Annotated in this window: 19 protein-coding genes; all 19 read left to right on the forward strand. The window is 70.9% G+C overall.

The window, feature by feature from the left end:
- Positions 1-5 precede the first annotated feature (5 nt).
- The gene (locus CHC05_RS17885; protein ID WP_089250160.1) at positions 6-1,223 is read left to right on the forward strand and encodes a sensor histidine kinase; all 1,218 of its coding nucleotides are present in this window, start codon (positions 6-8) and stop codon (positions 1,221-1,223) included.
- Positions 1,220-1,981 (forward strand): LytR/AlgR family response regulator transcription factor, encoded by a 762-nt coding sequence (locus tag CHC05_RS17890; protein WP_089250162.1) that lies wholly within the window; start codon positions 1,220-1,222, stop codon positions 1,979-1,981. Before CHC05_RS17885 ends, CHC05_RS17890 begins: the two co-directional genes overlap by 4 nt.
- 129 nt (positions 1,982-2,110) lie before the next feature.
- Positions 2,111-4,195: a carboxypeptidase-like regulatory domain-containing protein gene (locus CHC05_RS17895; RefSeq protein ID WP_089250164.1), complete on the forward strand. Its 2,085-nt coding sequence runs from the start codon at positions 2,111-2,113 to the stop codon at positions 4,193-4,195.
- Positions 4,196-4,227: 32 nt separating this feature from the next.
- The gene (locus CHC05_RS17900) at positions 4,228-6,309 is read left to right on the forward strand and encodes a carboxypeptidase-like regulatory domain-containing protein (RefSeq protein ID WP_089250166.1); all 2,082 of its coding nucleotides are present in this window, start codon (positions 4,228-4,230) and stop codon (positions 6,307-6,309) included.
- Positions 6,310-6,320: 11 nt separating this feature from the next.
- On the forward strand, positions 6,321-8,396 hold the full coding sequence (locus CHC05_RS17905; protein ID WP_179266242.1) for a carboxypeptidase-like regulatory domain-containing protein: 2,076 nt from the start codon (positions 6,321-6,323) through the stop codon (positions 8,394-8,396).
- Positions 8,397-8,527: 131 nt separating this feature from the next.
- On the forward strand, positions 8,528-9,208 hold the full coding sequence (locus CHC05_RS17910; RefSeq protein ID WP_089250170.1) for a response regulator transcription factor: 681 nt from the start codon (positions 8,528-8,530) through the stop codon (positions 9,206-9,208).
- Entirely contained in the window at positions 9,205-10,269 is a 1,065-nt protein-coding gene (locus CHC05_RS17915; protein ID WP_089250172.1) for a HAMP domain-containing sensor histidine kinase, read from the forward strand. The genes CHC05_RS17910 and CHC05_RS17915 overlap by 4 nt, the downstream gene beginning before the upstream one ends.
- A complete protein-coding gene (locus CHC05_RS17920) occupies positions 10,266-11,768 on the forward strand; it encodes a DUF4153 domain-containing protein (protein ID WP_089250174.1) in 1,503 nt (500 codons plus the stop codon). The genes CHC05_RS17915 and CHC05_RS17920 overlap by 4 nt, the downstream gene beginning before the upstream one ends.
- Before the next feature lie 23 nt (positions 11,769-11,791).
- Entirely contained in the window at positions 11,792-12,166 is a 375-nt protein-coding gene (locus CHC05_RS17925; protein ID WP_089250176.1) for a DUF485 domain-containing protein, read from the forward strand.
- Positions 12,167-13,816, forward strand: coding sequence for a sodium/solute symporter (locus CHC05_RS17930; RefSeq protein ID WP_089250178.1), 1,650 nt, complete (start codon positions 12,167-12,169; stop codon positions 13,814-13,816).
- A 52-nt stretch (positions 13,817-13,868) separates the two neighbouring features.
- Positions 13,869-14,606, forward strand: coding sequence for an ABC transporter ATP-binding protein (locus CHC05_RS17935; protein WP_089250409.1), 738 nt, complete (start codon positions 13,869-13,871; stop codon positions 14,604-14,606).
- Positions 14,597-16,267, forward strand: a complete 1,671-nt coding sequence (locus CHC05_RS17940; protein ID WP_089250180.1) for an ABC transporter permease — start codon at positions 14,597-14,599, stop codon at positions 16,265-16,267. Before CHC05_RS17935 ends, CHC05_RS17940 begins: the two co-directional genes overlap by 10 nt.
- Positions 16,268-16,271: 4 nt before the next feature.
- Positions 16,272-16,793: a flavin reductase family protein gene (locus CHC05_RS17945; protein WP_089250182.1), complete on the forward strand. Its 522-nt coding sequence runs from the start codon at positions 16,272-16,274 to the stop codon at positions 16,791-16,793.
- Positions 16,794-16,961: 168 nt separating this feature from the next.
- A complete protein-coding gene (locus CHC05_RS17950) occupies positions 16,962-17,333 on the forward strand; it encodes a DUF485 domain-containing protein (protein WP_089250184.1) in 372 nt (123 codons plus the stop codon).
- Complete coding sequence (locus CHC05_RS17955; RefSeq protein WP_089250186.1) at positions 17,311-18,984, forward strand: solute symporter family protein; 1,674 nt, start codon at positions 17,311-17,313, stop codon at positions 18,982-18,984. Before CHC05_RS17950 ends, CHC05_RS17955 begins: the two co-directional genes overlap by 23 nt.
- A gap of 91 nt (positions 18,985-19,075) precedes the next feature.
- On the forward strand, positions 19,076-20,053 hold the full coding sequence (locus tag CHC05_RS17960; protein WP_089250188.1) for an NAD-dependent epimerase/dehydratase family protein: 978 nt from the start codon (positions 19,076-19,078) through the stop codon (positions 20,051-20,053).
- Between the two features lie 100 nt (positions 20,054-20,153).
- Positions 20,154-21,386 carry an LCP family protein gene (locus CHC05_RS17965; protein ID WP_089250190.1) on the forward strand — a complete coding sequence of 411 codons (1,233 nt, stop codon included), beginning with the start codon at positions 20,154-20,156 and terminating at the stop codon, positions 21,384-21,386.
- A gap of 188 nt (positions 21,387-21,574) precedes the next feature.
- Positions 21,575-22,507, forward strand: a complete 933-nt coding sequence (locus CHC05_RS17970; RefSeq protein WP_245870976.1) for an LCP family protein — start codon at positions 21,575-21,577, stop codon at positions 22,505-22,507.
- 78 nt (positions 22,508-22,585) lie between these two features.
- Complete coding sequence (locus CHC05_RS17975) at positions 22,586-22,897, forward strand: rhodanese-like domain-containing protein (protein WP_089250194.1); 312 nt, start codon at positions 22,586-22,588, stop codon at positions 22,895-22,897.
- Positions 22,898-22,914: the final 17 nt, after the last annotated feature.

The raw sequence follows: 22,914 nt of genomic DNA on the forward strand, positions 1-22,914 counted from the left end.
CGCGCATGAGTGCGGACCTCGTGACGGCGCTGGCGGTGTTGGCGCTTGTCTCCGCGCTCGCCGCAGCGGTCTATGCCGTCGTGCGGCTCCGGGCTCGGCGGGGGATCGCTACCGCTACGCAGCGCGCGACCTACGAGGTGCTGCATACCGCTGGGCTGGCCGCCGAGCCGCTGCGGGGTGGACTGACGGCCGCGAGTGCGGCGAAGGCGGCGAGGCATCTGCGGGTGTTGGTGGGGGCGCCCGGGTTGGCGTTGGCGGATGACAGCACCTTGCTCGCGCTTGACGGGCGCGGTGGGCATCACTCGCATCAGTTGGAGGCCGCCGCCAAGAAGGCGCTCGCGTCCGGGCGGTCGACCGTGCTGCGGCAGGCCGAGCTGCCCTGCGACCGGGTCGACTGTGAGATCCGTGGTGCGGTCGTCGCACCCGTGCGCGGCACGACGCCGGTCGCGCTCGTCGCCGTCGCGGACGACCAGCCGGCGCCCGGGCTCGTGCAGGCGACCCTGGAGACCGCCCGCTGGGCCGCCGCGCAGCTCGCCCTGGCCGAGCTCGACTCGTCCCGCGAGCGGCTGGCCCGCGCCGAGGTCCGCGCCCTGCGCGCCCAGATCAGCCCGCACTTCATCTACAACGCGCTCACCGCGATCGCCTCGTTCGTCCGCACCGACCCGGAGCGCGCCCGCGAGCTGATCCTCGAGTTCGCCGAGTTCACCCGCTACTCGTTCCGGGCGCACGGCGAGTTCACCACGCTCGCCGAGGAACTGCGCTCGATCGACCGCTACCTGACCATCGAGCGCGCCCGGTTCGGGGAGCGGCTCCAGGTGCGCCTGCAGATCGCGCCTGAGGTGCTTCCGGTCAGCCTGCCGTTCCTGTGCCTGCAGCCGTTGGTGGAGAACGCCGTGCGCCACGGCCTGTCCCGCAAACCGGGTCTGGGTATGGTGAGCATCGAGGCCCGTGACGCCGGCGCCGAGTGCCACATCACCGTCGAGGACGACGGCGTCGGCATGGATCCGGCGGCGCTCGTCGCGGGAGTGGCCGAAGCCGGCGTGGCCGGTGTCGACGACGCCGGCGCCCACGTCGGGTTGTCCAATGTGGATGAGCGGTTGCGTTCGGTGTTCGGCGACAAGTTCGGTCTGGTCGTCGAGACGGGAATCGGGGCGGGAACCAGGGTGAGCATGCGGGTGCCGAAGTTCCACCCGGGCGTGCACGCGGCGGGCGGTGCGCCATGACCGATCGCGGTTTCCTGCGCGTACTCGCCGTCGACGACGAACCGCCGGCCCTCGACGAGCTCGCTTATCTGCTGCGCGCCGACCCCCGGGTGGCCCGGCTGCACACCGCCGCCGACGCGACCGAGGCGCTGCGGGTGCTCCGCGACACCGACGTCGACGTCGTCTTCCTCGACATCCGGATGCCCGGCCTCGACGGCATGGAGCTGGCCCGGGTGCTGCGCCGGTTCGCCCGGCCACCGGCGATCGTCTTCGTCACCGCGTACGACGACGGCGCCGTCGACGCCTTCGACCTCGGCGTGGCCGACTACGTCCGCAAACCCGTACAGGTCGAGCGGTTGAGCGAGTCCATCCGCCGCGTGGTCAGCTCGCGGGTCGTGCCCAGCCACCCGGCCGCGCTGGCCCGCGCGGAAGAGGACCCGACGATCCCCGTCGAGCTCGCCGGCACCACCCGGATGCTGCCGCGCTCGGCGGTGCGCTGGGTGGAGGCGCAGGGCGACTACGCCCGGCTGCACACCGCGGACGGCTCGCACCTGGTGCGGGTTCCGTTGGCCACGCTCGCCGACCGGTGGGCGGACGCCGGCTTCGTGCGCATCCACCGGTCGTATCTGGTGCAGCTGCGGCTGATCGCCGAATTGCGGTTGGCCAACTCCGGCTATGTCGTGGTCGTCGACGAGACCGAGCTGCCGGTTTCCCGCCGGCACACCCGGGAGCTGAAGGACAAGCTCGTCCGCGCCGCGAAACAGGACTGGAACCGCTAGATCATCTCGGTCGAACGGCCGACGACGCGGGAGCGAAAGCCCTCTATCCTTCGATCGCCAGCTTCGCGCTCACGCGGCTGTGCGGCGCCGCACCTCGACGTGCCGGCGCTCCAACGGGGATAGGAAGTCATGCCAAACTTCAGAATGCGGCGGATTACGGCCGCGCTTTCCGTTGCCGTAACGGCCGGCGCGCTCGCCGTGTGGGCGACACCCGCGCAGGCGGCCGGCACCGGCGTGCTGACCGGTCATGTGACGACGAACGCGGGCGCGCCCGCCGCCGACGTCATGGTGCAGGTCCTGCATGCCGAGGACTACACCTACGTCAACCACGTCTACACCGACGCCGACGGCGCCTACCGGATCGCCGGTCTGGACACCGAGAGCTACCTCATCGGCTTCTCCGGCACCGACGTCGCCGAGCAGTACTACCACGGCAAGACCGACATCTTCGACGCCGACCCGGTCCAGGTCACCAGCGGGCAGACCAGGACGATCGACGAACGGTTGGTGGCCACCGGTTTCCTCGTCGGCCGGATCGTCGACGCGTCGGGCACGCCGTACTCCGGCGTCGTCGACGCCCGCGACGCGGAGGGCTGGTCGGCCGGCTGGGGCAGCGCCGACGAGCTCGGCAACTACCGGATCCCGGTGCCGGTGGGCGCGTACCGCGTCTCGTTCGAGCCGGTCGAGGGCAGCTACCAGCGCCAGTACGTGCCAGGGAAGATCGTCGCCGAATCCGCCACCTTGTTCGAGGTGGCGGAGGGCGCGGAGGTCCGGGCCGACGACACGGTCCTCGGCGTGGGCATCATCAGCGGGCAGCTCAGAAACACCGACGGCACGCCGGCCGTCGGCTTCTCCGTCGCGGCCGAACCCTTCCACGGCAACGAGGGCAGCAGCTTCGAGACGACCGACCGCGACGGCTGGTTCGGGCTGTCGTCGCAGTTGGCCGGCTCCTACCAGGTGCGGTTCTGGAACGAGAGCCGGAGCCAGTACTTCGACGGCGCGGTCGAATGGGACGACGCCGACGCGGTGACCGTGACCGCCGGCCAGGTCACCTACATCAACGAGAGCCTGCTGCCCACCGGCAGCGTGCGCGTGCGGGCCGTCGACGCCATCACCGGCATCGCTGTCAGCGAGTTCTGCGTCGACATCGCCGGCTGCACCTACAACGGCCAGCTGATCGTGAGCGATCTGTACGAGGGCACGCACGAGCTCGAAGTGAACCCGGTCGGCACCCACCTGCCGCGCACCGGCAAGGTCACCGTCCGCGCCGACCGCACCACCGACCTGATCGTCCGGCTGTTGCCCGCCGCGAAGGTCACCACGACCGTGCTCGACCGGGCCACCGGCCAGCCGCTGGCCGGCGTCTGCCTCGTCGCCTACCAGCCCGCCCGGGCCTACGGGCTCGACGGCGACAGTGGCTGGTGCAGCAACGCCGCGGGCAAGGTGACGATCATCGGGCTAGAAGCGGGCAACTACCGGCTCTTCGCCCGCCCGCAGAACAAGGCCTACGGGCGCCAGTGGGTCGGTGCCAACGGTGGCACGGGCGACGAGCGCGCCGCCGCGACCGTCGTCACCAAGGCGGGCAAGACCGTCACCGCACCGACCGTGCTGGTCGACCGCGCCGGTTCGATCAGCGGCACCGTGACCGACGCCGCCACCGGCGCGCCGATCGAATACGCCGGCGTCGGCACGCTGACCGTGAACCCCGGTTGCGGTTGCGGTGAGGAGCAGACCGACGCCGCCGGCCGCTACCGGATCGACGGCCTCGGCCCGTACAAGTGGCCGCTGTTCTACGGTCGCTACGCCTACGCCAGCCAGTGGACCGGCGGCGCCGCGTCCCGTTACGCGTCGGCCGGCACACAGGTGACGGCCGGCGGCACCGCGACCGTCGATGTTGGACTGACGCGGGGCGTCGCGGTGCGCGGCAAGCTCGTCGTCCCGCAAGGTTCACCCACCGGTTGGACCCGGATCAGCGTGCTCAACACCGAGACCGGTGACTATGCCGGCACGGCCGACTTCGAGGGTGACACCTACGAGCTGCGCATGCTGCCCGGCCAGGAGATCCTGTTCCGCTACGGCACCGAGGTCGACGGCGACTACCTCTCGTCGGACCGCGCGGCTCTCTCGCCGGCGACGCCGGGCGGGCCGGTGCGTTACTCGGTCACCGTGCCGACCGACGGCCTGACCGTCGACGTGCTGGTCGACCGGCCATGAAATCCACTGTAAACACACGGGGAGGAACGAAAGTGAGATCCATCCGACGCCGAACGACGGCCGCCATCGCGGCGGCCGTCCTGGCCGGCACCATCGGAGCGTGGGCGACACCCGCACAGGCGGCCGCCAACGGCTCCATCAGCGGGCATCTGAAGACGGCCGCGGGCGCGCCGGCAGGTGACGTATTGGTCCAGGCATACGACGCGGAGAGCTGGGCGAGCCTCGCCTTCACCAGCACCGGAGCCGACGGGTCCTACCAGCTCGACGGTCTGGCCAGCGGCCAGTACATCGTCAGCTTCGGCGGCTTCGACATCCCCGAGCAGTTCTTCGACCAGAAGACCGACATCTTCGACGCCGACCCCGTCACCGTGACGGCCGGCCAGACCACGGTCGTCGACCAGGACCTGTTCGCCACCGGCTCTCTCGTGGGACGGATCACCGACGGGAGCGGCGCACCGCTGGAGACGTTCGTACGGGTCTACCGCGCCGATAACGAGGAGTTGGCCGGGTCGCACGGCACCGACAGCGACGGCACCTTCCGCATCGCGGTGCCGACGGGCACCTACGTCGTGACCTTCGAGCCGGTCGCGAACCTCTACCAGGAGCAGTACGTTCCGGGGAAGCTGACCCACGCCGAGGCGCAGCGGTTCGTCGTGGGCGCCGGCCAAGACGTCGCGGTCAACGACACCGCGCTGACGGTCGGCAGCCTGAGCGGGCGGGTCACCCGCTCCGACGGCACGCCAGCGGCGAACGTCCACCTCAACGTTTCGGCCTTCAACGGCGACCGCGGCGCGGAGTCGGCCAACACCAACAGCAACGGCGAGTTCACGGTGCCGAAGCTGCTCGACGGCAACTACGAGATCGAGTTCTGGGTCGGCAACCGCACCGAGTACTTCGACCGCACCGCCGATCCCGAAGAGGCCGACCCGGTCAGGGTCAGGGGTGGCCAGGACAACCGGATCACACCGAGCCTGCTGCCCACCGGAAGCGTCCGCATCCGGGCCGTGGACGCCGTCAGCGGCGTCCTGATCAAGGACATCTGCGCGGAAGGCCAGTGCAGCAACGGCACCGGCCAACTCGTGTTGACCGGCCTGGTCGAGGGCCGACAGTCGATCTACATCCAGGCCGAGAGCAATCACCTCAGCCGTTCCAGCGACGTCACCGTGCGCGCCGGCCAGACCACCGACATCCTCGTCCGGCTGATGCCCGGCGCCGGGATCACCACGACGGTCGTCGACAAGGCAACGGGCGCGCCGCTCCCGAACGTCTGCCTGACGCCGTTCAAGCCGAGTGACTTCCACCTGCCCGAAGGTCAGGGTGGCAACTGCAGCGACTCGGCCGGCAAGGTGACGCTCAAGTGGCTCGAGGCCGGCACGTACCGCCTCTATGCCAAGCCGCTGGACAAGAGCTACGGCCGGCAGTGGGTCGGCGCGACCGGCGGCACCGGCGACGAACGACAAGCCGCAACGATCACCGTCAAGGCGAGCAAGACCACGACCGCTCCGCAGGTGCGGATCGACCGTGCCGGGACGATCCGGGGCCGGGTCACCGACGCCGCGACCGGTGCGGCCCTGTCCAACGTCGGAGTCGGTCCGACCACCTGGGGCCGCAGCCGAGGCCCGGAGGCCACCACCGACGCGGCCGGCAACTACCAGATCGACGGATTCGGCCCGTACCGCTGGCCGTTGTACGTCTCCGACGCCGACGGCTACGCCAGCGTGTGGACCGGCGGTGCGGTCACCCGTTTCGCTTCCACGGGCACCCAGGTGACCAGCGGCGCGGTCGCCGTCGCCGACTTCGCCATGACCCGCGGTGTCGCCGTGCGCGGCACCGTCACGACCAACCACGGCACACCGGACTGGGCCTGGATCCGCGTCCTCAACACCGAGACCGGTGACTACGCGGGCAACCTCGACTTCAACGGAGGGGCCTACGAGCTCCGCGTGCTGCCTGGCCAGGAGCTCCGCTTCGGAATCCGGCTGACGATCGGCGACAACGGCTACGACTTCGACAACATCGCGCTCCCCCCGGCCACCCCGGGCGGCCAGCCGCGCCACACAGTCACCGTGCCGGCGAGCGGCCTGACCCTCGACCTGACGATCCCGCTGCCATGAACGGAAGAAGCATGAGACGAGTACGCGCGACCGCTGCCCTCGCGGCCGTCGCCCTGGCCGGGACGCTGGCGGTGTGGGCGACTCCCGCACAGGCGGCCGACACCGGCGTCATCTCCGGTCGGGTCACGACCAGCGACGGTGCGCCGGCCGCTGACGTGTTCGTGGCGGTTCTCGACTTCGAGAACTGGGGCGATCCCGTCGGCTACACCACGACGGCGGCCGACGGCACGTACAGCGTCGGCGGGCTCGCCACCGACGGCTACATCGTGTCGATGTCCGGCGGCGACAACCCGACGCAGTACTTCGACGGCAAGACCGACATCTTCGACGCCAACGAGGTCCGGGTCACCACCGGCCAGACGACCACGGTCAACCCGCGGCTGGTCCCGGCCGGCTTCATCGTCGGCCGGGTGCTGCAGGCCGACGGCGAGCCGCTGACCTCGACCTGGATCAGCATCACCAACGAGAACGGCGTCTCGGTCGGCGGTGCCGGCACCGACGACAATGGTGACTACCGTGCCGCGGTCCCGGCGGGCACCTACTTCGCCTCGTTCACGCCTGTCGCGGGCGGCCTCCAGGACCAGTTCATTCCCGGAAAGCTGGGCCCCGACGACGCCACCCGGATCACGGTCACGGCCGGGCAGGAGACGCGCGCGGACGACACCGCGCTGCGGGTCGGCAACCTGAGCGGCCGGCTCACCAACGACGACGGCACGCCGGTCCGCGAGGCCTACGTCTACGTGTCGCCGTTCCAGGCCAACGGCAATGGCGTCAACGCGGACACCGACGCGAACGGCGAGTTCTCGCTGCCGATGATGCTGGTCGGCACCTACATGGTCGAGTTCAACGCCGGGGACCGCCACCAGTTCTTCGACGGCGCGCTCGAGCCGAACGACGCCGACCCGGTCACCGTCACGGCCGGCCAGGACACCCGCGTCGTGGAGAGCATGCTGCCGACCGGGACGGTCCGCGTGCGCGCCGTCGACGCCATCAGCGGCATCGCCATCCGCGACTTCTGTGCCGAGTCCTTCTGCAGCAACGGCACCGGCCAGGTGCTGATGACCGACCAGGCCATCGGCACGCGCGCGATCGGGGTCTACGCCCAGGGCAACTACCTGAGCCGGGACAGCAACGTCACGGTCCGTGCCAACCAGACCACCGACGTCGTCGCGCGGCTCCTGCCCGGCGCGAAGATCACTACGACGGTCGTCGACAAGGCCACCGGTCAGCCGCTGCCCAACGTCTGCGTGTTCGCCTACAAGCCCGCCCAGGTGTACACCCCGGACAACTACGGCGGCGACCAGTGCAGTGACACCGCCGGCAAGGTGACGCTGGACAAGCTCGCTGCGGGCCCGTACCGGCTCTTCGCACAGCCCCGCAACAACAACACCTACGGAAAGCAGTGGGTGGCAGCGAACGGCGGCACGGGCGACGAGCGGCTGGCCGCCACGATCACGACCACGACGGGCAAGACCACGGCAGCTCCCCAGGTGAAGCTGGACCGCGCGGGTTCGATCCGCGGCCGGGTGACCGACGCGGCGACCGGAGCACCGCTGGCCGCCCAGATCGCTCTGTTCACGTCGAGCCCCGGCGCTGGGGGCCCCGAGACCTACACCGACGCGGACGGCCGGTTCCAGATCGACGGTCTCGGCCCGTACGCGTGGCCGCTGCGCTACAGCTCCGACGGCTACGCGACCACCTGGACGGGCGGCGCCGCCAGCCGGTTCGCCGCCACCGGCACCCAGGTGACCACCGGCACGGTGGCCACCGCCGACCTCGCCCTCACCCGCGGGGTCGCGGTGCGGGGCACCGTGGTGACGAGCCACGGCACCCCGAGGTGGGGTCGGGTCAACGCCTACAACGCCGAGACCGGCGACCTCGCGGGCACGGTCGACTTCGCGGGCACCGCCTTCCAGCTGAACGTGCTGTCCGGGCAGGAGCTCCGCTTCGAATACAGCCTCGACATCAACGGATTGTCGTACCGCTCGGACAAGGCGAAGCTGTCGCCGGCGACCCCGGGCGGGCCGCCGCGGTACACGGTCGTCGTGCCGGCCGGCGGTCTGACGGTCGACATCCTGGCCGGCTGAACCATCACGGCTGAACCACCAGGAACGCCCGAAGGGCCCGCACCGGCGACGGTGCGGGCCCTTCCGCATCTCCACAGCTTGTTCACATCGCCGGACCGGGATCCCCACGGGCGCTTACTACAGTCGCCGGCATGAGAGAGCGCCGGATCCTGGTCGTAGAGGACGAGCGGACGATCGCCGACTCGATCGCCGTGCGGCTGCGGGCGGAAGGTTTCGCGGTCAGCCTGGCGGGCGACGGCCCGGCCGCGGTCGAGACCGCCCGGCGCGAACCACCCGACCTGGTCGTCCTCGACATCATGCTGCCGGGCTTCGACGGCCTGGAGGTGTGCCGGCGGATCCAGGCCGACCGGCCGGTGCCGGTGCTCATGCTCACGGCCCGCGACGACGAGAACGACATGCTCGTCGGCCTCGCGGTCGGCGCCGACGACTACCTCACCAAGCCGTTCTCGATGCGCGAGCTCGCGGCCCGGGTGCACGCCCTGCTGCGCCGGGTGCAGCGGTCCCACTCGGCCGGTCCGGCCCCGATCCGGCTCGGCGACCTGGAGATCAACCAGGCGGAGCGCCGGGTCAGCCGGGCGGGCGTCGAGGCGCATCTGACCCCGACCGAGTTCGACCTGCTGGTGCACCTCGCCGGCCGGCCGCGCACGGTGCTGCCCCGGGAACGGCTGCTCGCGGAGGTCTGGGGCTGGGGCGACGGCTCCGGCACCCGCACCGTCGACAGCCACATCAAGGCGCTGCGCCGCAAGCTCGGCGCCGACCTGATCCGCACCGTGCACGGCGTCGGCTACGCGCTGGAGGTGCAGCAGCCGTGAAGGACCTGCTCACCCGCGGCCTGGACCTGCTGCCCCGCCCGCTCGACCCGGTCCGGTCGATCAAGCTCAAGCTCGCCCTGCTGCTGTTCGCCTCGGCGCTCGCCGGGCTCGCCTACTTCTGGTACGCGACCCAGTGGATCCCCTACGTCACCTCGGCCACCGCCCTGCTCGTCGGCCTGCTCACCTCGCAGGTGCTGGCGCACGGCATGACCTCGCCGCTGCGCGAGATGACCGCCGCCGTGCGGGCCATGCGCCGCGGCGACTACACCCAGCGGGTCCGGGCCACCTCGCGCGACGAGGTCGGCGAGTTGGCGCAGGCGTTCAACCAGATGGCCACCGACCTGGCCGCCGCCGACCAGCAGCGCCGCGAGCTGATCGCGAACGTCTCGCACGAGCTGCGTACGCCGATCACCGCTCTGCGGGGTGTCCTGGAGAACATCGTCGACGGCGTCGCTGAACCGCACCCGGCCACCCTGCGCACCGCCCTGCACCAGACCGAGCGCCTCGGCCGGCTGGTCACCGAACTGCTCGACCTGTCCCGCCTCGACGCCGGCGTCCAGCCGATGCATCCTGTCCGGTTCGACGTCGCCGACTTCCTCGACGAGGTCGCCGAGGAGGCCGCGGTGACGGCGAGCGGCGCGGGGCACGACATCACCCTGGCGATACGTCCACCGGAGGAACCCTTGACCGTGCACGCCGACCCGGCCCGCCTGCACCAGGTGCTGGCCAACCTGCTCGACAACGCGGCCCGGCACAGCCCGCCGGGCGGCACCGTCTCGATCGCCGGCCGGCTCGACGGCGAGCACGTCGTGTTCGAGGTGGGCGACGAGGGCGCCGGCATCCCACCGGCACAGCGGGAAGCGGTCTTCGACCGGTTCACCCGCGGCGACCGCGCGGCCGGCGGCGGCACCGGGCTCGGCCTGGCGATCGCGCAGTGGGTGGTCCAGTTGCACGGCGGGACCATCCGGGTGGTCGACCCACCCGCCGGAATTGGCTGCCTGGTGCGGGTGTCGCTGCCGCGCTTGACGACGCCCGCCGCACCCGAGACGGTGGCGGCATGACGACGCCGACCCCGGCCAAAGAGCTGGTCGTCACCCCGAAGCCGGCCGCTCCCCAGAAGCCGCCGACCGGTTGGTCCTGGCCCGGCCCGACGCACCGACCCGGCGCGTCGGCGCTGGTGGCCATGGTGCTCGCCGCGGCCGTCGCCGCGGCCGCCCTTCCACTCGACCGGGCCGGCATCGGCTGGCTGCTCGGTGGGATCGCATTCATTGTTGCCCTGGCAGTCACGCGAAGAGACGTGTCCTGGCACCAGGGCGCCTGGGCCGCCGCCACCGTCGCCCTGCTCGGCGTCGGGACCGTCCGCTCCGCCGGTTGGCTGTTCACGCTGTGCGTGCTGACCGCATTGGTGACCGGGGCCGTCGCCCTGGTCGACGCCCGCACGGTCCGCGAAGTCCTCGCCGGCTTGGTCCTTCCGGTGGCCGGGTCCGTACGTGCGCTGCCCTGGGTCGGGGACGGCGTGCGGGCCCGGTTAGCCGGCCGGTCCGGCCAATCCGCCCGAATCGCGGTCGTCACCGCCGTCTCGGGTTTGCTGCTCCTCGTGTTCGGCTCCCTCTTCGCCTCCGCCGACGTGGCGTTCGCCGAGTTGCTCGACCGCGCGACGCCGACAATCAGCGGCGGTGCGGTCGCACGCGCGCTGGTCCTTTTCCCGCTGCTCCTCGTGGCACTTGCGGGCGCGGCGTTCACCCTGGCCGGCCCACCCACGGTGGACAAGACCGACCGGCCGACCCGGTACGCCTTCCGGCGGACCGACTGGGCGATCCCGGTCGCCCTGCTCGACCTGCTCTTCGTCGCCTTCGTCGCGGTGCAGGCTACGGTCCTGTTCGGCGGCACCCGGCACGTGCTCGGTCCCGGCGGCCCGACGTTCGCCAACTACGCGCGGGGCGGCTTCTGGCAACTGCTGGCGATCACCGGCTTGACTCTGGTGGTGGTCGCCGTCGCCGGCCGCTGGGCGCCCCGGGCCGACCGAGCCGACCGGGTCACCATCCGGTTGCTGCTGGGCGCCCTCGCCCTCCTGACCCTGGTGGTGGTGGCCAGCGCGACGTACCGGATGAACGTCTACGAGCAGGCCTACGGCTACACCCGGCTGCGGGTCTTCGTGACGGCCGTGGAGCTCGGCCTCGGCGTCGTCTTCGTCGCGATCCTGGTCGCCGGCGTCAGGTTGCGCGGCGGTTGGCTCCCCCGTGCCGTGCTGGGCATCGCGACCGTGGGGCTGCTCGCCCTCGCGGTGGTCAACCCCGACCGGTTGATCGCCGACCGCAACGTCGACCGGTTCATCGCCACCGGCCGGATCGACCTGGTCTACCTCAGCTCGCTGTCCGCCGACGCGGTGCCCGCGCTCAACCGGCTCCCGGACAACCAACGCGCGTGCACGATCTGGCGCATCGCGAACGGACTCGACTCGCACCCGGACGACTGGCGATCGGCCAACCTCGCCCGGCACCAGGCCCGCCGGTCCCTCACCGACCGCCCGGCGGACTACTGCGGGGTCTACCGCCGCTAGTTGTGATCGGGGACACTGCCGGCATGACGGAAGGGCGGCGGACCCGGGTGGTGCTCGCCGAGGTGCACCCGCGCGCGCACGACCACGATCGCACCCGCACCGAGCTCGCGGAGCAGACACAGGTCGGCGAGGCGTTGGTGCGAGGGCTGGTGCGGGCCCAGCTCGCGCTCGCGCTGCGGCTGGCTCTCGTCGTCGCGATCGGGCTGGGCGGGCTGCCGTTGCTGTTCGCCGTGGCGCCCGAGGTCAGCAGCGCGCACCTGGTCGGCGTCGACGTGCCCTGGCTGCTGCTCGGCGTGGCCGCGTTCCCGTTCCTGTTCGTCGTGGGCTGGGCCTACGTGCGCCTCGCCGAGCGCAACGAGCAGGACTTCGTCGCGGTGGTCCGGCGGCCGGAGCGCTGAGTGGACAACCCGTACGTCATCCCGGCGATCCTGCTGGTCACCCTGGTGACCGTCGCGATCGGGTTCTACGGGCTCAAGCTCGCCCGCACCACCTCGGACTTCTTCGTCGCGTCCCGCAGTGTCAGCCCGACCTGGAACGCGGCCGCGATCGGCGGCGAATACCTGTCGGCCGCGTCGTTCCTCGGCGTCGCCGGCCTGGTCCTCAAGTACGGCGTCGACGTGCTCTGGTATCCGGTCGGCTTCGCCGCCGGCTATCTCGCGCTGTTGCTGTTCGTGGCGGCGCCGCTGCGCCGCTCGGGCGCGTTCACGCTGCCCGACTTCTGCCAGCTCCGGCTCGGCTCGCGCCGGCTGCGCAAGCTGGCGACCGCCTTCGTGATCTTCATCGGCTGGCTCTACCTGGTGCCCCAGCTCCAGGGCGCCGGGCTGACGCTGACCACGGTCACCGGCCAGCCGTACGCCCTCGGTGCCCTGTTGGTCGGTGCGGTGGTCACCTGCAACGTGGCGTTGGGCGGGATGCGGGCGATCACCTTCGTGCAGGCCTTCCAGTACTGGCTCAAGCTGACCGCGCTGCTCGTGCCCGCCGTCTTCCTGATGTTGCAGTGGCAGGCCGACGGCCGCCCGGCAGTCGCCGCGCCCGACGGGCCGGTGTTCCACACCGCGACGACCGTCGTGATCGAGGACCACGCCACGCTGACCATGGCCGACGGCTCGACGATCGTGGTGCGGGCGGGCCAGCGGCTCGACTTCGTCGCGGGCGAGCCGGTGCCGCAGGTGTCCACCGTCGACGACACCCGTGGCCCCGACTGGCTGCTCCCCGGTGACAGCGACCAGGGGCTGTTCGCCACGTACTCGCTGATCCTGGCGACGTTCCTCGGCACGATGGGCCTGCCGCACGTGCTGGTCCGCTTCTACACCAACCCCGATGGCAACGCCGCCCGGCGTACGACCCTGGTGGTGCTGGGCCTGGTCGGGCTCTTCTACCTGCTGCCGACGCTGTACGGCGTGCTCGGCCGGGTCTACACACCGCAGCTGCTGATGACCGGGCGCACGGACGCGGTCGTGGTGCTGCTGCCCGGCGCCGCGCTGGGTGGTGGCCTGACCGGGCAACTGCTCGCCGCGCTCGTCGCGGCCGGGGCGTTCGCCGCGTTCCTGTCGAGCTCGTCGGGCCTGTTGACGAGCGTCGCCGGCGTCATCTCGACCGACGTGACCGGGCGCGGTTCGGTGCGCGACTTCCGGTTGGCCACGGTCATCGCCGGTGTGGTGCCGATCGTGCTGTCGCTCAGCATCGCGACGTTGGACGTGTCGCAGGTGGTCGGTCTCGCGTTCGCCGTCGCGGCGTCGAGCTTCTGCCCCCTGCTGGTGCTGGGCATCTGGTGGCGCGGGTTGACCGCCCGGGGCGCCGCGGCCGGGGTGCTCGCCGGCGGCGGCGCGGCCGGCGCCGCCGTGCTGCTCACCGTGCTCGGGCCGCCGCTGTCGGGATGGGCCGCCGCGCTGGTCAGCCAGCCCGCCGCGTGGACGGTTCCGCTGGCCTTCGTGGTGATGGTCCTCGTGTCGCTGGCCACCCGGAGCCGCGTGCCGGCGGACGTCAGCGACGTGATGCTGCGCCTGCACGCGCCGGAAAGCGTGCTCGCGGGTTCACCACGGAGGTGATTGCGACCGATACCGTCAAGGGGTGACGACGGTGAAGGACGATCGGTTCGCCATGGTGCTACGCGGGCTGGCGAAGAGCTTCGACGGCAAGGTCGCGGTCGGCGGCGTCGACCTGGACGTGCCGGCCGGCTCGTTCTACGGCCTGCTCGGTCCCAACGGCGCGGGCAAGACGACCACGTTGTCGATGGCGGTCGGCCTGCTGCGACCCGACCACGGCCAGGCGTGGGTGCTCGGCCACGACATCTGGGCCGACCCGATCCAGGCGAAGCGCCTCTTCGGAGTGCTGCCTGACGGGGTGCGGCTATTCGACCGGCTCAGCGGCGCCGAGCTGCTCGCGTACCACGGCCTGTTGCGTGGCATGGATCCGACCGTGGTCGACCAGCGCGCCGCCGAACTCCTGGACGTGCTCGCCCTCGCCGACGCCGGCCAGACGCTCGTCGTCGACTACTCGGCCGGCATGAAGAAGAAGATCGGGCTGGCCTGCGCGCTGCTGCACGCACCGCGGCTGCTCGTGCTCGACGAGCCGTTCGAGGCCGTCGACCCGGTGGCGGCCGCGCTCATCCGCGACATCCTCCAGCGGTACGTGGCCGGCGGCGGCACCGTGATCTTCTCCAGCCATGTGATGGAGGTCGTCGAGCGGCTCTGCAGCCACGTCGCGATCCTCGCCGGCGGCGTCATCCGACGGGTCGGCACGCTCGCCGAGGTCCGCGGCGAACGCTCGCTCGAAGACGTGTTCGTCGAGGTCGTCGGTGGGCGCACGGCGACCGGCGAGGAGCTGGCGTGGCTGTGACCGCCTCGGTGACCGCGCCGCGGCCGGTGTCACCACGCCACTTCGTGCGGCTCAAGCTGCGCATCCTCGGCAACGGGTTCCGCGGGCAGACCGCGAAGGTGCTGCTGTTCGTGGCGGGCGTGCTGGCCGGGCTGTTCTACGCGGTCGCCGGATTCTTCGGCAGTGCCCTGCCCGGCCTCGCCGGCAGCACGGACGCCGCGGTGCTGGTGGCCGCCCTCGGTGGCGGGGTGCTGGCGCTGAGCTGGACGCTGCTGCCACTGGTGTTCTTCGGTGTCGACGAGTCGGTCGACCCCTCCCGCTTCGCCCTGCTCCCTGTCAGCCGTCGCACGCTGGTCACCGGTCTGCTGGCCGCCGCGCTGATCGGTGTGCCCGCGGCCGCCACGCTGATCGCGACCGCCGGGCTGGTGCTCTGCGCCGGTCTCCTCGGCGGCGCCGCCGCCGCACTGGTCCAGGCCGTCGGCGTGTTGCTGGGCCTGCTCTTCTGCGTCGCGGTGAGCCGGGCAGTGACCAGCGCGTTCGCCACGCTGCTGCGGTCGCGGCGCACCCGCGACCTGGCCGCCGTGCTGCTCGCGGTGGCGGCCGCGCTGATCGGTCCACTGCAGATCGCGCTCAACCGGGCCAGCGCCGACACCGACTGGCGGCGTTTCCTGCCGCTGGCCGAGATCGTCGGTTGGACGCCGTTCGGCGCGCCGTACACGGCCGGCGTCGAAGTTGCCGACGGTCGCTACTGGGCGGCGCCGGTGAAGCTGCTCATCTCCGCCGCGACGATCGTCGTCCTGCTGTGGTGGTGGTCGCGCACGCTCGAGTCGGCCATGATCGGCACCGCCAGCACCGGCAAGGCCGCCAAGCGCACGGCGCCCGGCGCTCCGGTAGCGCTGCTCTTCCCGAAGGTTCTGAGCTGGGCCCGGCGGGACCAGTTCGGCGCCGTCCTGGCCCGCGAGGTGCGCTACTGGTGGCGGGACGCCCGCCGCCGAGCCAACCTGATCACGTTCGCGGTCGCCGCGCTGTTCGTGTCCGCGATGGTCAACTTCGGCGACGCCATCTGGGGCACGGAGCCGACCAGCGAGGTGTCCGCCTCACCGACCACCTTCGCCCTGTCGATGATCTTCGTGGGTACGCTCGGCGCCGTCACGCTGGCCAACCAGTTCGGCTTCGACGGCACCGCGTACGCCGCCGATGTGGTGGCCGGGGTGCGGGGCCGGGTCGAGATCGGGGCCCGGGCCGGCGCGTTCGCGGTCTACGTGCTCCCCCTCGTGCTGGTCATCGGTGTGCTCGTCGGCTTCCTCATCGGCGAGCCGGGTTGGATCCCGATGGCCGTCGGCACGCTGGTCGCCACCTTCGGCTGCGGGCTGGCCGCCAACTCGATGCTCTCGGTGGTCGGGGCCTACGCCCTGCCGGAGACGTCCAACCCGTTCGCGCTGAACACGGGCGCGGGCATGGTCCGCGGCCTGCTCAGCGTGGTCGCGATGCTGGTCAGCGTCGCGCTGGCGATCCCGATGCTGCTCGGCGCGCTGTTCGCCGGCGACGTCTGGCTCTGGCTAGCGCTCCCGATCGGGCTGGTCTATGGCGTCGGCGCCGCCTGGCTGGGCAGCGTCATCGTCGGCGACGTGCTCGACCGGCGCATGCCCGAGCTCCTGCTGACCATCACCCCGCGGCGGTAGCGCGATGGACCCGATCGAGCCCGGCGCGCGGATCCACGGCACCGACCCTTTCGCGACCCCCGAGGAGGCGCGCTCGCCGATCCGGCGGTTCCGGGGGCGGCTCGCGTCGCCGGTGACCCTCTGGACGGCGCCGGGGCCTGCCGGCTTCACCGTCTCGTCCACCCTCGTGATCGACGGCGACCCCGGCCGGCTGGTCGGCCACCTCGACGACGAGTCCGACCTGTGGGCGGCGGCGTCCGCCGCGGGCCGGTTCGCGGTCGTCCCGCTGGCCGCCGGGCAGGGCCAGCTCGCCGACCGGTTCGCCGGTCTGATGCCGGCGCCCGGCGGGCTCTTCCAGAGTGGGGAGTGGACGCAGACCGCGTTCGGCCCGGTGCCCGCGGGCGCCGGAGCCTGGGCCGGCTGCCGCCTCGACGGCGCGCGCGAGTTCGGCTGGGGCCTGCTGGTGGAGGCAACCGTCGAACACGTGGAGATCGTCGGCGACGAGCCACCGTTGATCCACTACCGCGGCCGCTACCTCGCGGGCTGACCCGCCCTAGCCGTTCACCGGCGTGACCGAGGTCACTCGGCGCAGCCACTTGTCCGTTCGGCGCAGATGGCTGCGCCCGCCCGCCTGGGGGTTCCGGGGCTCGCCGGGCCGTACCTACGGTGCGCCTGTTCAGCCCTGTCCCGACGCCCCCGCGAAGGTGGTGACCACATGAGTACGGAGGCGAGAGACACCGCTCCCACGGAGACACCCGAGGACCGGTATCTGGCCATGCAGCGTTCCCCGGAGTTCGCCAAGCTACGTAAGACGCTCCGCGGCTTCGTGTTCCCGATGACCGTGGCGTTCTTTGTCTGGTACGCGCTCTACGTGATCCTGTCCGCGTACGCCCGTGACTTCATGAGCATCCGGATCGGCGACAGCCACATCAACGTGGCTCTGATCTTCGGTCTGCTCCAGTTCGTCACGACCTTCCTCATCGCCTGGCTCTACTCGCGGTACGCCAACCGCCGAGTCGACCCGCTGGCCGACAAGATCCACGAAGAGCTTGGGGAGGTGCCGAATGCCGACGGTCCTCGCGGCTGAGGCGACGAGCAGCACCGCTCGTACGCTGACGATCATCCTGTTCCTGGTCTTCGTGGCCATCACGCTGGCGATCACCGTCTGGGCCAGCCGGCAGACGAAGACGGCGACCGACTTCTACGCCGGCGGCCGCTCGTTCTCGGGCTTCCAGAACGGCATGGCGATCGGCGGCGACTACATGTCGGCGGCGTCATTCCTCGGCATCGCCGGCATCATCGCGCTCAGCGGCTACGACGGCTTCCTCTACTCGATCGGCTTCCTCGTGGCCTGGCTGGTCGCGCTGCTCCTGGTCGCGGAGCTCCTGCGCAACTCCGGCCGCTACACGATGGCCGACGTGCTGGCGTTCCGGATGCGGCAGAAACCGGTCCGCACCGCGGCGGCGGTCTCCACGATCACCGTCTCGATCTTCTACCTGCTGGCCCAGATGGTGGGCGCCGGCGCGCTGGTCGCGCTGCTGCTCGGCATCAAGCCCGGCACCACGTTCCTCGGCATGGACGCCAACGCGGCCAAGATCGCCACCATCGTGATGGTCGGCGCGCTGATGATCATCTATGTGACCATCGGCGGCATGAAGGGCACCACGTACGTCCAGATCGTCAAGGCCTTCCTGCTGATGACCGGCGCGCTGGTGATGACGGTCCTGGTGCTGTCGGTCTTCAAGTTCAACCTCTCGTCGCTGCTCGGCGACGCGGCCCAGTCGTCCGGCAAGGGCGAGGCGTTCCTCGAACCCGGGCTCAGATACGGCGTCGAGGTGGCCGGCAATGCGACACAGACCTTCTACAACAAGATGGACCTGCTGTCGCTTGGCATCGCGCTCGTGCTCGGCACCGCCGGCCTGCCGCACATCCTGATCCGCTTCTACACGGTGCCGACGGCCCGGGCGGCCCGCAAGAGCGTGCTCTGGGCGATCGGCATCATCGGCACGTTCTACCTGTTCACGCTGGCCCTCGGCTTCGGCGCCGCGGCGCTGGTCGGCAGCCAGGCGATCACCGCACAGGACAAGGCCGGCAACACGGCCGCACCACAGCTCGCCCAAGAGCTCGGCCGCCGGTTCCTCGGCGGCGAGACCGGCGGGGCGACGCTGTTGGCGATCATCGCGGCAGTGGCGTTCGCGACCATCCTCGCCGTCGTCGCCGGCCTGACGCTGGCGTCGTCGTCGAGCCTCGCGCACGACTTCTACGCCAACGTGGTCAAGGACGGCCAGGCGTCGGAGCGGCAGGAGGTCAACGTCGCCCGGATCTCCGCGCTGGTGATCGGCGCGATCTCGATCCTGCTGTCGATCTTCGCCCAGAACCTCAACGTGGCCTTCCTGGTCGCGCTGGCGTTCGCGGTGGCCGCGTCCGGCAACCTGCCGGCGATTCTGTACAGCCTGTTCTGGAAGCGGTTCAACACGTCGGGTGCGACCTGGGCGATCTACGGTGGTCTGATCTCCGCCGTGGTGCTGGTGTTCTTCTCACCGGTCGTCTCGGGCACCGCCACCTCGATGTTCTCGAAGTCGGACTGGCAGTGGTTCCCGCTGTCCAACCCGGGTCTGATCTCGATCCCGTTCGGCTTCTTCTGCGGCTGGCTCGGCACGATCATCTCCAAGGAGCGTGACGACGCCAAATACGCCGAGTTGGAAGTTCGTTCCCTGACCGGCTCGGGCGCCCACTAGCTGGTCCGCGGGCCCCGGCGGCGGCACACCGCCGGGGCCCGTACCGCACCCGGGCCCCGCCGGTGATCCGCACTCTCGGTAGGCTGGGCAGATGGTGGTAGCCCAACGTTTCGGAGCCGGTCATCGCGTCCTCGTGACAGGAGGCGCCGGTTTCGTCCCGTCCCACCTGATCGATGCCCTTATTGCCCGGGGTTGCGCGGTGGTCGCGGTCGACAACTTCGTCACCGGATCCAAGGAAAACGTCACCCACCTCATCGACAACCCGCTGTTCACGCTGGTCGAGGGCGATGTCGCCGACGGGCTGCCGACCCATCACCCGGCGGTGGCGGGCCGGTTCGACGCGATCCTGCACATGGCCTCGCCGGCGAGCCCCAAGGACTTCACCACCCTCCCGGTCGAGATCCTCCGGGTCGGCTCGATCGCGACGCTGCACCTGCTCGAGCGCGCGGTCACCGACGGCGCCCGGTTCCTGATGGCGTCGACCTCCGAGGCCTACGGCGACCCGCTGGTGCACCCGCAGGTCGAGACCTACTGGGGCAACGTCAACCCGGTCGGCATCCGCAGCGTCTACGACGAGGCCAAGCGCTTCTCCGAGGCGTCCACCATGGCCTATCACCGCTACCGCGGGCTCGACACCGCGATCGTGCGGATCTTCAACACGTACGGCCCCCGCATGCGCCCCGACGACGGCCGGGCGATCCCGACGTTCATCGCGCAGGCGCTGCGCGGCGAGCCGATCACCGTGCACGGCAACGGGGAGCAGACCCGGTCCATCTGCTACGTCGACGACCTCGTGCGCGGCATCCTGCTGCTGCTCGACTCGACCGAGGCCGGCCCGATCAACTGCGGCGACGAGCACGAGCTGTCCATGCGCGACCTCGCCGAGACCATCGTGCGGCTGACCGGCAGCTCATCCACGGTGACCTTCACGTCACGCACCGCCGACGACCCCGAGATGCGCCGGCCGGACCTGACGCTGGCCCGCACGCTGCTCGGCTTCGAGCCGCTCACCCCGTTCGAGGACGGGCTGAAGCGCACCATCGACGATTTCCGCCGCCGCGCCGTCTGAACATAGCCGCAGGTCAGACCCGAAATATTTGCTACCAACTTCGTGCCGTGCCGGCGTTGGTTGTGAGGCAGACCCAGGTTTGCTTCGTACCCTGAGTGACATGTCTGCGACCACGTCATCGTCCGGTGGCACCTACGGCCGCGCTTCCGTGCCGCCCGGCCGCACGCCCAGCGCGCCGGTGTCCGGCGTCCCTGTCTCGGGCGCGCCGTCAGGCACCCGGATCAGCGGCCGGGCCCACGTGCCTGGTGCGCGCGGCGAGTCCGGCCCGGCACGGGGTGTCGGTCGGGTCGGCGGCCCTGGCGGGCCCGGTGGTCCGCGCCGCCCCGGTGCGCCTTACCGCAGGGGTCCGCAGCCGAAGTGGGGCCGGATCGCCCTGGTCGCGGTCGCCGCGCTCGCGCTGCTCGGCCTGCTCGGCGCCGGCGGCACGTGGATCTACGTGCGGTCGCTCAACGGCAACATCGGGCGGACCGACGCGTTCGCGGACCTCACCAACGGCCGGCCGCCCAAGACGGCCAGCGGCGCGCTCAACATCCTGATGGTCGGCACCGACTCCCGCGACCCCGACGCCGCGCTCGACAAGGCCGGCAAGTGGCGGGCCGACACGATCATCGTCATGCACATCCCCGCGTCGCAGGACAAGGCCTACCTGGTCTCCATCCCGCGTGATCTCTACGTGCCGGTGCCCAAGTCGGCCAAGTCCGACTGCTCGGACTCCGAGCGCCACAAGGTCAACTCCGCGTTCGCGTTCGGTGGGCTGCCGCTGGCCGTACGCACCGTCGAGTGCTTCACCGACGTGCGGATGGACCACGTGATGGCGATCGACTTCGCGGGCTTCAAGGAGGTCACCGACGCGCTCGGCGGCGTCGACCTCAACGTCGAGCAGACCATCAAGTCGATCCACAAGCCCTTCCGCACGTTCCAGAAGGGCGTCAACCACATGAACGGCGAAGAGGCTCTGGACTGGGTACGCCAGCGCAAGCAGTTCCCGGAGGGAGACTTCGCCCGGATGCGGCACCAGCAGGACTTCCTCCGCGCGCTGATGGACAAGGCGGCCAGCACCGGCACGCTGACCAACCCGGGCAAGCTCAACAGCTTCCTCAAGGCGGTCACGAACGCGGTCACCGTCGACGAGAGCTTCTCGCTGGTCGACATGGCGCTGCAGTTCCGCAACCTGCGCGGCGACAACCTCAAGTTCCTGACCAGCCCGTACAGCGGCAGCCAGACCATCGGCGGCGAGTCCGTGGTGGTCTCGGACAAGAACAAGGCGCTGGCGATGTACAAGGCGATGTCCGACGACAAGATGGCAGAGTGGGCGACAGCGAACAAGAAGTGACAAATACCTTGTTCCGGACGAATGACTAGGGTGGCCCTGGCCCGACATATCCGACTTAAGCTGACGCTAGGTCGAGGTCGGGAGGGGCCATTCCCAGCGCGGAACGCAAAGGCGACAAGCGGCCCCGTACGCGGGCCGCGCGGCCGCGCTGGGCCAAGATCTTCATCGCCGTCGGCATCGCGCTGGCCGTGCTGGCCGGCCTCAGCCTCGGCGGTCTCAAGTTCCTCACCGGCCGCCTCGAGGACGCCCTGCACAAGGCCGACCTGCTCGACTCGGGCGCCCGGACCGGCAGCGGCGAGCTCACCGGGCCGCTCAACTACCTGCTGATCGGCTCGGACCAGCGCCCGACGAGCCCGAACAGCCACCGGGCCGACTCGATCGTCATCGTGCACATCCCGGCCGGGCTCGACCGGGCCTACCTGATCTCGATACCCCGCGACCTCCGGGTCACCATCCCGCCGTACCCCCAAGGTGGTTACAAGGGTGGCCAGGACAAGGTTAACGCCGCTTTCCAGTACGGCCAGGCCGACGGCGCCAAGCTGCTCTCCGCCACCGTCACGAACCTCACCGGCGTGCGCTTCGACGGCGCCGCGATCGTGGACTTCACCGGCTTCCAGCGCGTGGTCGACCTGCTCGGTGGCGTCGACGTCTGCGTGGACCGGCAGGTCACCTCGATTCACACCGGCCACGTCTTCCCCATAGGTTGCTACCGGATGGACGGGGCGCAGTCCCTCGACTACGCCCGGCAGCGCTACGGGCTGCCCCGCGGCGACTACGACCGGCAGCGGCACCAGCAGCAGATCCTGAAGGCGATCGCCCAGAAGCTCACCGACCCGGCCGTGCTGGCGAACCCGCTCAAGCTGGACCAGACGATCCGGGCCATCGGCGGCACGATGACGGTCGACACCAACGGCGTGCCGCTCAACGACCTGGTGCTGGCGTTACGCCACATCCGCGCCGACAACGTCTACGGCATCCGCATGCCCTCCAAGGGCGAGCGCATCGACGGCACCTCGTACAACGTCCTCACCGGGGACGCCGACGGCCTCTTCAAGGCCATCCGCGAGGGCGACGTGGCCGGTTGGGCCGCGGCCAACCCCAAGTGGGTCCTCCAAATCTAGGCCGAGGCCGCCCCGACGCGGGGTCGAAGACCAGGGCCTACCCTGGAGCACGTGTGGAGACCGCAACCGGTTCCGTGGGTGAACGCGGAAGATGTGCCCGAGGACGCCTACCTGCTCGACGTCCGCGAAGACGACGAGTGGAAGGCCGGGCACGCGCCCAACGCGCACCACGTGCCGATGATGGAGGTGCCCGCCCGGCTGGCCGACGTGCCGACCGACGCCGACGTGGTCGTCGTGTGCCGGATGGGCGGCCGCTCGGCCCAGGTCGTGACCTACCTGTCCAAGCAGGGTTGGGACAACGTGCGCAACCTCGACGGCGGCATGGAGGCCTGGCAGTCGGCCGGCCGCCCGATGGTCAGCGAAGACGGCCAGCCGGCCCGCGTCGTCTGAGCCACCTGTGGGCGAGT

Source organism: Asanoa hainanensis, from assembly GCF_900188485.1.
Taxonomy (GTDB): domain Bacteria; phylum Actinomycetota; class Actinomycetes; order Mycobacteriales; family Micromonosporaceae; genus Asanoa; species Asanoa hainanensis.

Bases quoted from the DNA above. Each gene is read 5' to 3' on its own strand.
- CHC05_RS17885 (WP_089250160.1), top strand. From the start codon at position 6: ATGAGTGCGGACCTCGTGACGGCGCTGGCGGTGTTGGCGCTTGTCTCC.
- CHC05_RS17890 (WP_089250162.1), top strand. From the start codon at position 1,220: ATGACCGATCGCGGTTTCCTGCGCGTACTCGCCGTCGACGACGAACCG.
- CHC05_RS17895 (WP_089250164.1), top strand. From the start codon at position 2,111: ATGCCAAACTTCAGAATGCGGCGGATTACGGCCGCGCTTTCCGTTGCC.
- CHC05_RS17905 (WP_179266242.1), top strand. From the start codon at position 6,321: ATGAGACGAGTACGCGCGACCGCTGCCCTCGCGGCCGTCGCCCTGGCC.
- CHC05_RS17910 (WP_089250170.1), top strand. From the start codon at position 8,528: ATGAGAGAGCGCCGGATCCTGGTCGTAGAGGACGAGCGGACGATCGCC.
- CHC05_RS17920 (WP_089250174.1), top strand. From the start codon at position 10,266: ATGACGACGCCGACCCCGGCCAAAGAGCTGGTCGTCACCCCGAAGCCG.
- CHC05_RS17925 (WP_089250176.1), top strand. From the start codon at position 11,792: ATGACGGAAGGGCGGCGGACCCGGGTGGTGCTCGCCGAGGTGCACCCG.
- CHC05_RS17935 (WP_089250409.1), top strand. From the start codon at position 13,869: ATGGTGCTACGCGGGCTGGCGAAGAGCTTCGACGGCAAGGTCGCGGTC.
- CHC05_RS17945 (WP_089250182.1), top strand. From the start codon at position 16,272: ATGGACCCGATCGAGCCCGGCGCGCGGATCCACGGCACCGACCCTTTC.
- CHC05_RS17950 (WP_089250184.1), top strand. From the start codon at position 16,962: ATGAGTACGGAGGCGAGAGACACCGCTCCCACGGAGACACCCGAGGAC.
- CHC05_RS17955 (WP_089250186.1), top strand. From the start codon at position 17,311: ATGCCGACGGTCCTCGCGGCTGAGGCGACGAGCAGCACCGCTCGTACG.
- CHC05_RS17960 (WP_089250188.1), top strand. From the start codon at position 19,076: ATGGTGGTAGCCCAACGTTTCGGAGCCGGTCATCGCGTCCTCGTGACA.
- CHC05_RS17965 (WP_089250190.1), top strand. From the start codon at position 20,154: ATGTCTGCGACCACGTCATCGTCCGGTGGCACCTACGGCCGCGCTTCC.